Raw genomic sequence first — 12907 nt, 5'->3', positions numbered from 1 at the left:
TACTGGTATCATCCTGGGGTATGAAGGAGCGAGAGGTTTATCCGAACGCGCCGATCGTGCTGGTGGCGGTTGAGGTGCGCCATCCCGTGTGTGAGCCCCTTGATCGCAAGCAGGTGGCGGAGTTGTCAGCTCGAATCAAGAAGCTGCTGCCGTTGCCGGGAGAGATCGACGAAGTCTCGGTTGTCGTCCAGTCAGGGGCGAGCAGTTTCCCAATGCCGTCGCAGACTACTGCTAGTACGTGGCCCAGGTGGACGAGCCGTAACAAGCGGACGGCGCTGACCGTACGTCACGACAGCCTTGTGCTTGAGACAACTGAATACGGAAGCTACGAACGGGTCCGAGGGTTGCTTGAGCTCGCTCTGGAAGGACGCCTCGCTGCCGGTGTCCCTGCGGGCGTCGAGCGAGTCGGGTTGCGCTACATCGATGAGGTCAGGGTGCCTCTTGAAGAAGGCGAAGATATTCCTGCATGGCGTGAATGGGTGGATCCCTCCCTCCTAGGGCCGGAGCATCTTGCTGTTGTTCCCGAGCTCGTCCCTGTCCGTAGTGAAGGCTTGCTGGTGTGTGCTGGGAACGACAATCGCGCTCTAGTGGTTCGATACGGTGCACAGAACGAACATGTGGTGCCTTCAACTCCAGAGCTGCGGCGGACGCTTCCGCCGGGGCCGCTCTTTAAGCTGGACTTCGATAGCTTTTGGCAGGCAGGCGATGAGGTTCCTGAGTTCGATGCTGATTTTGTCTTGCGTCAGGTTGATGCACTGCATGAACCGGTGCGGGACGTTTTTGAGAGTCTAATTACGGAACGACTCAGAGAGGAAGTACTGCGTCGTGGTTGAAACACAGGTTAAAAACGCAGCGGTCGAGTCATCCCTGGTTACAGGGGTTACAGCAGGCGGCGATATTAACGATGCGAAACTGACGGAGACCCGGCTTACCGCGGCAGCACATCTCACCTCCAAAGTTGGTGGACTGCGAAGCGTGGTTAGTGGATCGCGTGATGAACTTGGTGACTTGCATCAGATGACTCATGATGCCGAATGGCGTACTGCTGCTGGTGAGCGGGGTAAGGCAAGTATGGAGTCCATGCTGGCAGAGCTCGCTGATCTTGGTTTCGCTTGGCGCGATATAGCCCGAATGGTTCATGTGAGTGTTCCGGCCGTGCAGAAGTGGCGCAGGGGTGAGAAGGCATCGGGTGAGAGCCGCATCCGGGTGGCAAGCTTGCTGGCTGCGTGTGACTTGATTGTCAGGCACTACATGGTCGAAGAGATTGCCTCTTGGTTCGAGATGCCTTTGATGTCATCAATACCCGTGACCCCGATCATCCTCTATGCGGCGGATCGTGCAGATCTTGTTTTTGAGTTTGCGAGTGGGCATGTGGACCCCGAGAAGCTACTGTCGGAGTTCGATCCGGACTGGCGCGAGCGGTATCGTTCCGACTTTGAGATTTTCGAGGCGAGCGACCATAACCGATCCATCCGCATGAAAGACTGAAAGATGGCCGGAGAGCTCGAATCGCCGTATCAAGGTGGCCTTCCGCGTTGGGACGACCTCTATCGTGCGCGCGGGCCCGAGGTCTCATTCTCCAGACCGGTCTTCACGGGCGACATATTCAACGGTGTGAAATTGCCTGGGTCTACAGGCACAGTAAAAGCGCGATCTATCATCGTCCTTCAGCACCCATGCTCAATGCGCACCAACGGCATCGATCTGGCATGGCGGATACTTGTCGCAGAGGTGGCAAAACACAAGGAGATCGGTGAGGATGGGTGGGCAAGAGGTTACTACAACCTGATGCCTCTCCCTGACCTTCAGCCAGATCTCAAGACCCAGGCCAGAAATCAGGCAGCGGATTTTGATAAACTTCACACAGTCCCGCCGAAGATGCTCTCATCATCTAACCGCTTGGCAGTGCTGTCGCCTACTGGCGTCAATCTGCTACTTCAACGGTGGGTGCACTACAGTTCCCGGGTCATTGTTCCAACACACCTTTTCCAGGAGCAGACCGTGGCGTTCTACGAGGAGGCAGACCTCGTCGAGGAATGGTGCGATGAGAGTGAGCTTGATGACTACCACGCGGCGACTAAAAAATGTCTTGAGTGGCTGCGGGCTGACCGCGACGGGACGACATATCAGAAGATGCTTGGCAACCCGCAGTCGCACAGCACGGTCCGAAGAGCAATGCGCCTAGAACTCCGCAGGATGCGGGAGATCAAGGATGTCCGATAGCTGATAGTCCTACCTGTCTATCGCTCTCTGAAGCCTCTGAATTGACCAGTGGTGAACTAGCCTGATTGTCGATCTTTCGAACGCCATAGCCCTTTAGGGCAAAACCTGCCGTCTTAAATACACCAAACTCCCGCTGTATGGGCCTAAAAATCAGGGAAACATTTAGGTTTTGTTAAATGCGAGCTATGGCGCATAATGACGGCTTTTGCATGGTCTGCAACGAGGTGCAGGCCCCCGAAGTCGATCACATCAGCGGGGCCCACAGGCTTATTCATGGGCGGTCGATGAGGTTGCGGAACCCCTTGTCGGCAGCGGGTTGTCATGAGCTATGTATAAGCTTTCGTGTATGTGTTATCGGCCTCCATTCTCGTGTGCTGGGATTTTGCTGGCGTTATTGTCGGTTTGCTGGCCTTATTCACGTTTGCCTGTGTTGTGAGGCCAGCAGACGCGAATAAGGCCAGCAAACCAGAGATAAGGCCAGCAAACCAGAGATAGGGCCAGCAAACAGCGGTAAGGTCAGCAAACCGGGGGCTTGGAATCATATTCACCTACAACCCATGAATAAGCCTCCCGGAGGATCCCAAAAAGCAGCCAGGCAGTGCGACGGCGGTCCGAGGGAGCTTTACCGGTTGAGTTTCTTCGACAAAGTTAAACAATTTAAATTTCATAATACTCTATGCGTCGATGACTGCTGAAAGCCGCCGGCCAAGCCTTCGATGTCTGCAGCTGCACCGGCGATCTGGAACACTCAAGATCCAGCAGTAGCTGTGATGCTCCGGAAGGCGCGGGCATGCATGGCATGACGAGGTGGCTGGCTGTATGCACTGTGCTGAGCTGTGTGGTGGCCGGGTGCGCGATGCCAGCCGCTCCAGGCGATCTGATCGCCACGCCAGGGTCTACCGCAAAGGGCGCCCTCGGGCGCTTTCACCGCTGAGGTTGCCGAGGAGGAGTCAGACAAGTCCGGGGTGCTGAAGCCACGCATCACAAACGGATCCGGTGAGGTGGTCTTCACTGACAGTTTGTTGCACACGAAGCACTCCGGGGTGGCGTTGGTGTGGGAGAACAACTCAGATGCCCTGTGGATCCTCTCAACTGACTATGGCAACTATCGCGTAGCTCAAGAAACCGGCCAGATCCAGGACGCCACTCACGGACCCGATCAACCTGCTAATCCCAGCGAATCGCATGAGTCGCTCTACCCGATCCCAGCCGACCTGAAGGTCGGCACGGAGCGCGGCTTTCCAAGGCTATCGACGCCCACACAAGCGACGGTTCTGCTTCCAGAAATCGAAGAGTTCATTTGCCGCGTACACCTCGTCAAGATCCCGTCTGCTCAGGGCGAAGCCTTCTGGCAGCGTGAACGCAGTAGGTGGACGGGGCGACCCCGATACCGTGCTCGTTCAGCACGGTCAGGAATAGCTCGACCCCAAACCGGTCCGCATGGGTGCGGACGTAGTCGATCACTATCCGAATTCGCGGTCGAGCTCCGCTACCACGAAAAAGCCGACGCAGTCTTCAAGATCTCGTTCGCGCGCTTAAGCTGGGCGACCTCACGCCGCAACCAGGTGAGTTCTTCATTCACCGGCTCTGCTACTAGCCCCGCTAACGGGATAATGCCCTCACCGAACTCCCGGCGAAGCCACCCCCGAACACGTCCGGGTTCACCCCAGACGGTTAACCGAACTCGCGGCGGGCCACCACCTACGAGATCTCATCACCCTCGGCAAGACGATCCTGACACATCCGGATGACGCAGGCCCGGGTCTCATCGTCATACTTCCGTGATGCTGGCATGAAACTATCCTCCGTGTTAGACCATGTCCCCCGACAACCCCAGGCCGATTCGGACTCATCCGATACACCATGGCCCCGCCACCACCCTCAGACACCCCGACCAAGCAATAAAACTCTTAGCCACCCCAACATGAACCTGACAATGCCGACCCCCTGAGGGCGTAGGAGGGAGCGGCAGCAGCACGCTTTCGGCGGTAGCTAATCACGTTAGGCATGGCTATAATTATGTTGTGGATTGGGTTGTAATTTCCTCAATAGTATCGGCTATCTGTGCTATATTTTCGGCTATCGCCACAGTAATCATGGCCATATTGGCATGGTATGCATGGAAAACTGCGAAAGCAACGCTCATCTCAGCTCAAGACGCCAACAAGCAAGCAGAGCGTGCTAATGAGCAAGCTGCACGAGCTAATGAACATGCGGCGCTGGCTAATCGACAAGTCGAATTGGCTAACAAACAAGCAGAGCTCGATAGTATCGAACAGACGCGTCCATACGTCTTCGCTCGAATTGTACCTGGATTATACGGGGTCGGCTCATGGGATCTGCGTATTACAAACACGGGTAAATCGATGGCGCGGAATTTAGCTATAGATTTTTCTGATTGGCCAGAGGATCCGGATAATATCTGCAAATCAATTAAAGATCTCACGGAAACCTCAAAAATGCTCCCGCCAGACTCTTCATTGCGAGTACTCTGGCATCTCACCGCAGATTATACGGGCGATAGTAAACCATCTGGAATGCCTGAAGGAGAGCTGAAGATTGGCTACGAAGGTTCGAGTGGAGATCGCTATAGCGAAACATTTTCGCTCCTTTTTAAACGTGTCGGCTATGTACCCGTTCCGAGCGTTGGCCCCGATTATACATTCGAAAACAGAGATGTAGGAAAACTATATCGCGTAGGACAAGTTATCGCTGGATGGCTAGGAGAACTTAGTCGCTGAAAGGCGTCGCCATAGTGGCGTAATTGTTCGGCAGGCTCAGCGCCTTCCCACTTGCTGGTCAAGGGTCATGAGTGTGAACTCCGCCATACTGCATGCTTCTCGGGCGACAAGAAGCGCTTGCTCGCGAGTCACGCCAGAAGGCAGGGTACGTCCATGGCCTGTCCACTGAAGATTGCGCAGAGTATTAACCTGCTCAATAATTCTCCAAGATGATTGCAAAATCACCTTGATACACTTGTTGCCATCACCATCTCCAGCAATGTTCTCCGGGAGGATGTTCAACCGTTTGCGCGTGAGATGCCAGAGGTCATTGAAATCAGGCGTCTTGCTGCTGGTCTCTACAGAAAGCTCCCTTAAAACATATTTCGCGGTCGATTCAAGTAGTTCTTTGGCAGTGCCGAGCAGCAGTGCCGGATCGTCAGTATTCATCCGCATGCGCCGGATCTGATCATCAAGAGCCGAGCGGCCGCCAGTTTCAAGATCAATCTCACCAACAGGCGTGAGATAGCCCTCTGAGTCAAGACTCCACCCCTGGCGTCCAAGAGCTCGTTTTAAGCCTTCGGTTGCTTCCAAGTTCTGATAGAGGCAGCCATCTGTGCGAAGACAGGATAGGAGGGCATCTACCAGTTCACGGGCTCTTTCTGGCTTGCGGCAGGCCGCCTCAACGGTGCGCCGTACTCGTTCTGCTTTGGTTGATCCTTCTTGCTGCTGCGCTGTGCCTGGCGCCACATCGCTTAGCCCTGCTGCTGAGAACACTTCGGTGAATCTTCTGTGACTAGGACCGTCGCCATTATGGAAATATTTCCCGAACGCGGCAGCGATGTCTCGGCTGGCTGGCGGTTGGCCCATGATCTCCATCTCCTGTTTTAGTGCCTGGAATATATTGGCGCAGCCCACCGAAATTTCCTACACGAGGTAGGGTCTCTGACGGCCAGCACGTTACAAGCTATGGCCAGTTCTCCACGTTCAACCGCTTCAGCACTGCGAACACCATCGACTTCGCCACGCTGAACTCAGCCGCGATCCGACGCCCCGAACAGCCTTGCCCTGCTCTGCTGAGCTGCGTACGCATACCTCGATACTGAGAACTGAGATACGCCATACTTCAGGGCGATCGCCATATAGGTGAAGCTGTCACGGTAGTCCGTGAGTATCTGTTCGAGCCTCTTAGCACTGGGGTTGGTTGTCAACCGGGACTTGAGCCTCGGACGCTGTCGCCTTGTCCGCGTGGGTGTCGTGCGGACTTCTTTCTTGAGACGCTGCAACACCGGGAGTGTGTAGACGAAGCTGGAGTAGGTTCTTAGAGCCTCCGACCCGGCACACCACCCCAACCCGCGTCTGCGAACACTTTTCGTCCTAGCCGCGGCGCTAGAGGTCGGAGTGAGGATTTGGTGAGGTCATCAAGTCTCTCGCCGATAGTACTACTACGCTAGTCTATGGCTATGAACAATTCAGTGTGGCGGCCGCTGGTGCCAACGGGGCGGGAAGATGTGAGAGTAGAGGGATTCCCGGAGTATCTCCGTGAAGCGACATTTAAGTGGATCAGACAGGCCGTAGATGATTCTTGCTATGATGTAATAAGTCCAGCGGTGTTTATAGATTTTCAAAATGCGATGCGCAACAGCTTTAATTTTACAAGTGATAAATGGCTATCCTGGGATCACGAGGCGCTAGGCTGGCTGCGCGGAATAGATGATGATCTCTATGTGAATTTCTTGGATTATCTTGTTCAACATGAGAAGGGTTATGCTTATATCGAGATTCATCCTGTAGAACAAGTTCTGAGTGAGGGCGGTTCTGTCTGGTCAGTCCAGCTTCATGACGATCGTTACCGGGTGGTGCAACGAGTCCCTGAAGGTGTTCGTGAGACCGTGAATAAGGTGCTGACTGCCTCTGACAAGGCATCTCGCCAGTTACGGAAAGCTTGGGCAGATGCTTACGGGGTCAATCCACGCCCTTCGGAGGCATATAGCAACGCTGTGGTGGCTGTTGAGATTGCTGCCTTGTCGTGCATTAAGCTGGAGCCAAAGAATGGAACCGTGCCTACCTTGTCCAGCCTCTTCTCAATCTTGGAGGCAGAGAGGCCCAAATGGAAGTTAATCCTTCGTGACAGCCCTAAGGTTCCTGGCGCTAAGAGTTTGGCAACGATGCTGCGCACACTGTGGCGGGGCCATGAAAGTAGGCATGGCAGGCCAGATTACACCGACGCCTCAAACGAGGAGGCGCGGGCAGCCGTGATGCTCGCAGCCACCTTGGTGCAGTGGTTCACAACGGGGGTTGTGCAGCCGGCGGAGGGAACGGACCATACCGAGGCTTAACTGGCTGCTATTCGCAGTTGGATCTTACAGTTCGCGCTAACGCACTTCCATACCAAGCTCCCTGCCAAACCGTACTTGCGTGCCACAGCTGACTGGGACATGCCAGTCGCGCAGTCAGCAAGCATGCAGCGGACGGTGGCCGGTGCCGAGGGCGTCGATGAGCGTGAGGGTGCGACAGATGGCTTGTGTGGGTGACGTGACGTTGGAGTGGTCCTTGTGAAGTCCCCAGAGAACTTTGGTGGAGCTGTTGCTGATCGTCAATGTAACCCAACAGGTCTACGTTCGATCCCGAACCGCTTGAGGATATCTAGTACTGTGGCCCGACCGATCCCCACTTCGCTTGCGACGTATCCGATAGAACGCCCCGACAGGTAGAGCTCAGCCACACGTTTACGGTCACGCTTGGTGACACGTCGGCGCGTGACCAGAGGTCTGCCATCGAGCTGAGCGGCAGGCGGATGAAGTTCAATGGGGGTGTTGGGGATGTACTGGGAAAGGGCAGCCTGGTTGAATACAGCTGCCGCGCCCCAGCGCTGACTAAGCCGTGATGAGTGGTGAAGCGTTGAGGGCCGGTGAGAGTCACAGGCCGAGTTCAGCCGCCCGCAGATGCGCTTGCGTCATTGCAGAGACAGCCGGAGTGGGTGTCTCCAATGCTTCGAGCAAAGCATCAAAAACCTCGGGCGTCACCTCTATCAGGCTCTCTTGGAAGTCAGGCCATGCATGATAGGGGTACGGCTCAGCAGGCGTGGAGGACATGAAGACGAGTGTACTCAGACTGTGTGATGGAACTGGCATCTCGGTGGTGAGAGGATGCCGCCACTGTTCTTTGGTGCCTTTCAGCTCTTGAAACTATATCCAGACACCTCGCAGTGCAAATTTTCTCATCTGCCGATAAGTTCGCAATGCGGAAACCGCGAAGGCGAAAAGTTTGCAGCTAAGCATCCCCTATGATTAGTTGATGCCAGGACTCTGCGTGAAGCTTCGTCTCTGCGCACTTTAAATAGAATCCTCCAAGAAGCCCTTGTTCCGGGCGGCATCGATCAGAGGCTTAGCCGTTTCATCGCCAAGGGTAGCACGAGCGTCGTCAACTAGTTGCCTCACCCGAACACCCAGTGAAAAATCAGCAGTATCTGAGTTCTGGATACGTTCAGCGTAGAAAGATACCAACTCTGTTGAGCAGCGAGCAAGAGTCTCTTTTGTAAATTCTGGAGCAAAGTATAGCTTACCGAGTCCAATTTTGATTTTGCTATCGCGAAATAGGGTCACAGCTTCAAGCAGGTGATCTCCTAGTAATGGTGTTATGTCCGCCCAGCTCTCCAGCTCATCAGGTTTCGCATCACGAGGGATTCCATTAAGCCGCTTTTTGATATGCTGGTGCAGCCACGTCTGCCATGCCTTCTGGGTGCGTAAAGTGTTGCTGCGAAGTACCTTAATTACCGCTCTGGCGAAATCTGCAGCATAACGCCCTCCTTCGCTGAGAACTGCCGCATCGAGAATTTGTTGACGCTCGGAATCTTCGATGGAAATCCAGCCCACTGGTTCCTCAGTGCTGTATGCAGGAGTTACAACATCGGCTGCTAACTCTTCAAAACGGGCTTCCGGTAGATTGAGTGTGCTGAGCTGTTCGAAGAGAGCGGCAATGGCATTGAGTAGGCCAGCCTGCAACAGGTGCAAACTCACTAATGGTCTATAAAGAAATGGCTCCCATACATGTCGCAAGCTGTCATTGCGACTAAAGAGTGGTAGAACATGCTTTTCTGTGAAATTAGCATCCATTGAATCGAGAGAATATAATGCCATTCCAAAGGCTGGCCAGATTGCGTGTAAGGTGGTCTGGGGTCCTTTGAGAAGTTCTTCAAGGGTTGCGTTTTCTTCTTCGGTAAAACCTGACCAATTATTCTCGGTTGTGTGCCACCGGCGTTCAATCTGACTAAACCAGAAGAAGGCGAGGTTGCCTGGCCAGGTATTTAAAGCCAGCGATGAAGGCGCTTCTACATTTTCAGGTAGTTTGAATGACTGCTGATATTTATTCCATATGTTTTGGGCTAGATCGCGTGCATTTTTTAGGAAATCGGTATCAGGCTCTTTGATGCGCTTGCGGCCCTGCTCAAGGAGAAAATCAGTTACAGCATATAGGTTATCTTCTTGTGTGACTATCGATTTTACTAGAGTGAGAATCCTCAAGGCGGTTTTTTCATCTAGATTGGCCTTGGCCCAGCCGCTTACTAGAGCTGAGCGCAAAGATGAGTGATGCTCTTCCGTTAGGCTGCTTGAATCTGCCGCGTCCCAGAACGCAATTCCGTCTGTGGGATGTTCGCTTGCTAATCCGCGTATGAGTTCTTCCTCATCGTCAAAATCATTTGCCCAGGGTCGTTGAGCTCTTATATCCATGATCGAGGTTATGGCTAATGCGGGATCTGCTTGAACCTGTGCGTAGAATTTTTCGGTGGACTCGACAGAGTCGGTCGTCCATTTTGCGGGCCCAAACCATATGGTGAAATCAGGATTTTCTCTCTCCGAGAAATTTGGATTTTCTTCCTGAAGGCGTGCCAGATGCTCAGCTGCCTGACTCCAGTCAGGATCGGCGCGAGTTAGCCACACCAAAAGATTATAAATATTGTAGGTTTGTGTGCGTTCCCATCTTTCGGAATCGCTTTGTCCTATGTTACCGGCGATCACTGCTTTCAGTAGCTGCTTACGTTTTTTAGGCGTGGCTTCGGGTATCGATTTATGCAGCACATGGAATGTTTCGTGCCTGGTTGCTGGATCATACAGTATTTTGCGGTTGAGTATCCATTCAATCTTCTCATCTGAGGAAAGATCCGATGAGGTGGCCACTAGATGAAGTGCTAGACGGCGAAACAGGTTGAAACCGTATTCCCACCAGCGTTCGTGAAGCGGTATAGATTCCTGGAGGTGGACTCCAAGATTGCGGAGGCCATCGATGATAATATCGAGTGGCTGCTGTCGGATGTTCTGAGAGTGGTCTTCGATTGCTGAACGAGTGAATCCGATAGTATTGCTGAAGCGGCTATCATAAGCATCCAACAACTCGTAAGCGCTTAGAAGCGCAGCTTCCAGTGCAGCCACTCCTCTCAGTGAGGTTGACTGGGCATCTAGCCAAGGGAGGAGATAATTCTCTAAATAATATGTCTCAACCGGCCAATGCAGCTCCACCTGAGGCCATCCGTCTTTTTCTAAGCTCCTATGGAGTTTTAAGAAAGGCGTCAACGCTTTGCGGATTATGCCCCAGCTCATGCCTTCGTTTTTGTGCAGTAGTAATGGATCGAATGGTGGCGGTGCAGTACTGTTGCGAATCGATGTGGCTAGAATTACTTTCCATTTCTTTTTCATCGGTAAATTATTGTGCTGTTCAAGTTGATGGATGCTAGATGTGATCAGTCTGAATAGATAGGGGTGTAGGGTGGTGGTGTCATAGGGTCGTAGCAACAGTGTTTGTTAGGGAGGGGTTGTTGGTGCGGCGGTTGTTGACGGTGACGGATCGGGCTGGGATCGCGAGGGGTTTGGCGGAGGGGTGTGGGTTGCGTGAGATTGCTCGGCGGATTGGTAGGGATGTGTCGGTGGTTTCGCGGGAAGTGGCCCGGAATCAGGGTGAGACGGGGTACAAGTGTGTGGCTGCTGATGTAGCTGCGCAGCGGCGGCGTGCCCGGCCCAAGCCCCGCAAGATTGATGCTGATCTGGTGTTGAAGCAGCGGGTGATTGCTGATCTTCGGAGGTCTCGTACACCACGTCAGATCGCGGGAAGATTACGTGCTGAGGCTGGGGGTGACAGGCTTGAACCGTGTCAGGGTTCCCCCACGGCCCAAGGAGCGAGCGTGTCTCATGAAGCGATCTACACCTGGATTTATGCGATGCCGAAGAAGACGCTGCGGGAGCACGGTGTCATGCTCGGGTCGAAACGCACTAGCCGTCAGTCCCGGCGTCGTTTGGGTGAGCGGAAATCCCCGATTGTGGGAATGGTCAGTATCGATCAGCGGCCTCAGGAGGTTACAGGACGGAAGGTTCCCGGTCATTGGGAAGGAGACTTGATCATCGGCGCCTACGGCAGAACAGCCGCGATCACCCTCGTCGAACGAACCACCCGGTTCGTCACGATCCTCGCCCTGCCGAAGGGCAAGAACGCAGACGGGGTGTGTGACGCCCTGATCGACCACATCACTGGGCTGCCCGAATTGATGAAGGGCACCCTGACCTGGGATCAGGGCTCTGAGATGGCCCGGCACGCCGCGTTCACCATGGCCACCCAGATGCCGGTGTACTTCGCCCATCCCCACTCTCCCTGGGAACGCGGCAGCAATGAGAACACCAACCGACTCATCCGTGACTACCTACCCAAAGGCACTCCCATCCCCCAACACCAGCCCTATCTCACAGCCATCGCCGAAGAACTGAACGAACGCCCCCGAGCCACCCTCGGCTACCTCACCCCACGAGAAGCTTTCCAGAAACTACTCGTTGCTTCCACCACTTGACACCGCCGGTCTGCTGATGTTGACAAAGTGAATCCATGGCAGCTCTACTTGCCGTCGGCGCAGCGACGAAGTGTTTCGTGAACCATTCCGCTAGTGCTAATGCAGGGCTTGATAGTTCGCCGCTGTGTGCGAAAATTGCCTCGAAGTCGGGCAGTCTTTTTAGCCAGTTCAGCCATTCAGGCGAGCGGGCTGTTTTTGTAAAGGTTGAGGCGCCCTCTATTGTTGAGATTCTAGAATGTAGGTAGTCCTCCTCGACAGGAGAGAGCGGTTCGCCCGTTTCTTTCTTATTAATCAAGTCATTAGTGCGTTTCTGGTGCTGCTCTGGTTTCATCACTATCCATTGAGCCCAGTTTTCAAGAGCCTGGGGTAAGGATGTGTGCTTACCGTCGCTATTGGGGTAGGTAATCTGGGTGACCTGCAGTCGGGTTAGGTCGGTCTCGCTGAAATCTCCCTCGGCTGCTTTGGGTACTAGTGTGTACCTTGAGGTTTTGGAGGGTAGGCCCAGCGTCAGGTAACGCATTACGGTGTCGCTGAGGCTGTAGCCAACGAAGAGCACCACGTACTCTGCGAACATGGGTTGGAGGAACCTTGGAGCCCAGCCATCTCCGAAGTATGCGCGGCCAAAGTCTCGGTCATCCAGAATTAGTTCTTTGTGATGTCGTGTGAGTGATCCGTGTAGATGCACAATGCCCTGGAAGTCACGTCCAAGGGGGAGGGCGGGGCCAATCCATTGGTCGCCGAGGTCGAGACCGAGTTCCTTTGCTGCATCTGACAGGTGATTGTCAAAATTTGTTGTCACAATCCGCACTGCTTTGCCGCAGGTGGCGAGCCGCACCAGGGCGCGGTGCAGGTCGTTGGGGGTAGAGCCCTCTGGGCGAAGTAGCTTGGCGGCGTGTCGGTGAGTGTCGAAATCATCGGGCAGAGAGCCTATATAGGTATCTATCCTGGCCTTGTCTTCGTCGTTAAACTCCTTCCTTGCCAGCTTCCCGAGCTTTTTCGCAAGTTCGTCGAAGAGAGGCAAGTTGGATGGCGAGGCTTTTGATGCTCCAGCCCCCACGAACAACACAAGTTTTCCCTCGCGGTGGGCTTCAAGGACTTCCTCAGGGATATCGACCCCCTCAACGAAACGCAT

12 protein-coding genes are annotated in these 12907 nt (G+C 54.1%); 6 read left to right on the top strand and 6 right to left on the bottom strand.

Features of this window, described 5'->3' with window-relative positions:
- Positions 1–20 precede the first annotated feature (20 nt).
- From SK1NUM_RS11415 to SK1NUM_RS11405, 3 genes are all read left to right on the top strand, one after another.
- Entirely contained in the window at positions 21–833 is an 813-nt protein-coding gene (locus tag SK1NUM_RS11415; RefSeq protein ID WP_212322074.1) for a TIGR04255 family protein, read from the top strand.
- A complete protein-coding gene (locus tag SK1NUM_RS11410; RefSeq protein WP_212322072.1) occupies positions 826–1488 on the top strand; it encodes a hypothetical protein in 663 nt (220 codons plus the stop codon). Before SK1NUM_RS11415 ends, SK1NUM_RS11410 begins: the two co-directional genes overlap by 8 nt.
- A 195-nt stretch (positions 1489–1683) precedes the next feature.
- Entirely contained in the window at positions 1684–2223 is a 540-nt protein-coding gene (locus SK1NUM_RS11405; RefSeq protein ID WP_212322070.1) for a hypothetical protein, read from the top strand.
- 1317 nt (positions 2224–3540) lie between these two features.
- On the opposite strand, the gene SK1NUM_RS11400 is transcribed toward SK1NUM_RS11405, so the two are convergent.
- Complete coding sequence (locus SK1NUM_RS11400) at positions 3541–3687, bottom strand: hypothetical protein (protein ID WP_212322068.1); 147 nt, start codon at positions 3685–3687, stop codon at positions 3541–3543.
- A 560-nt stretch (positions 3688–4247) separates the two neighbouring features.
- Here SK1NUM_RS11400 and SK1NUM_RS11390 point away from each other — a divergent pair.
- Positions 4248–4964, top strand: coding sequence for a hypothetical protein (locus SK1NUM_RS11390; RefSeq protein WP_212322067.1), 717 nt, complete (start codon positions 4248–4250; stop codon positions 4962–4964).
- Positions 4965–5000: 36 nt separating this feature from the next.
- Here SK1NUM_RS11390 and SK1NUM_RS11385 read toward each other — a convergent pair whose 3' ends face one another.
- The gene (locus SK1NUM_RS11385; protein WP_212322066.1) at positions 5001–5861 is read right to left on the bottom strand and encodes an abortive infection family protein; all 861 of its coding nucleotides are present in this window, start codon (positions 5859–5861) and stop codon (positions 5001–5003) included.
- A 49-nt stretch (positions 5862–5910) separates the two neighbouring features.
- Positions 5911–6036, bottom strand: coding sequence for a hypothetical protein (locus tag SK1NUM_RS15250; protein WP_263407053.1), 126 nt, complete (start codon positions 6034–6036; stop codon positions 5911–5913).
- Positions 6037–6406: 370 nt separating this feature from the next.
- On the opposite strand from SK1NUM_RS15250, the gene SK1NUM_RS11380 reads away from it, so the two are divergent.
- Complete coding sequence (locus SK1NUM_RS11380) at positions 6407–7282, top strand: hypothetical protein (RefSeq protein ID WP_212322065.1); 876 nt, start codon at positions 6407–6409, stop codon at positions 7280–7282.
- Between the two features lie 579 nt (positions 7283–7861).
- On the opposite strand, the gene SK1NUM_RS11370 is transcribed toward SK1NUM_RS11380, so the two are convergent.
- A complete protein-coding gene (locus SK1NUM_RS11370; RefSeq protein WP_212322063.1) occupies positions 7862–8038 on the bottom strand; it encodes a hypothetical protein in 177 nt (58 codons plus the stop codon).
- Positions 8039–8278: 240 nt separating this feature from the next.
- On the bottom strand, positions 8279–10636 hold the full coding sequence (locus SK1NUM_RS11365; RefSeq protein WP_212322062.1) for a hypothetical protein: 2358 nt from the start codon (positions 10634–10636) through the stop codon (positions 8279–8281).
- A gap of 98 nt (positions 10637–10734) precedes the next feature.
- On the opposite strand from SK1NUM_RS11365, the gene SK1NUM_RS11360 reads away from it, so the two are divergent.
- A complete protein-coding gene (locus SK1NUM_RS11360; RefSeq protein ID WP_317988060.1) occupies positions 10735–11775 on the top strand; it encodes an IS30 family transposase in 1041 nt (346 codons plus the stop codon).
- Here SK1NUM_RS11360 and SK1NUM_RS11355 read toward each other — a convergent pair.
- Positions 11726–12907, bottom strand: coding sequence for an SIR2 family protein (locus SK1NUM_RS11355; protein WP_212322060.1), 1182 nt, complete (start codon positions 12905–12907; stop codon positions 11726–11728). The two genes, SK1NUM_RS11360 and SK1NUM_RS11355, sit on opposite strands and share 50 nt — an antisense overlap.

The organism is Arachnia rubra (genome assembly GCF_019973735.1).
Lineage (GTDB): Bacteria > Actinomycetota > Actinomycetes > Propionibacteriales > Propionibacteriaceae > Arachnia > Arachnia rubra.
The sequence above is the reverse complement of the archived record's forward strand: the minus strand, read 5'-3'. Positions and strand labels throughout refer to the sequence as shown.

Excerpts from the sequence above, each read along its gene's own strand:
- SK1NUM_RS11415 (WP_212322074.1), top strand. The coding sequence starts at position 21 with ATGAAGGAGCGAGAGGTTTATCCGAACGCGCCGATCGTGCTGGTGGCG.
- SK1NUM_RS11405 (WP_212322070.1), top strand. The coding sequence starts at position 1,684 with ATGCGCACCAACGGCATCGATCTGGCATGGCGGATACTTGTCGCAGAG.
- SK1NUM_RS15250 (WP_263407053.1), bottom strand. The coding sequence starts at position 6,036 with ATGCGTACGCAGCTCAGCAGAGCAGGGCAAGGCTGTTCGGGGCGTCGG.
- SK1NUM_RS11380 (WP_212322065.1), top strand. The coding sequence starts at position 6,407 with ATGAACAATTCAGTGTGGCGGCCGCTGGTGCCAACGGGGCGGGAAGAT.
- SK1NUM_RS11370 (WP_212322063.1), bottom strand. The coding sequence starts at position 8,038 with ATGTCCTCCACGCCTGCTGAGCCGTACCCCTATCATGCATGGCCTGAC.
- SK1NUM_RS11365 (WP_212322062.1), bottom strand. The coding sequence starts at position 10,636 with ATGAAAAAGAAATGGAAAGTAATTCTAGCCACATCGATTCGCAACAGT.
- SK1NUM_RS11355 (WP_212322060.1), bottom strand. The coding sequence starts at position 12,907 with ATGCGTTTCGTTGAGGGGGTCGATATCCCTGAGGAAGTCCTTGAAGCC.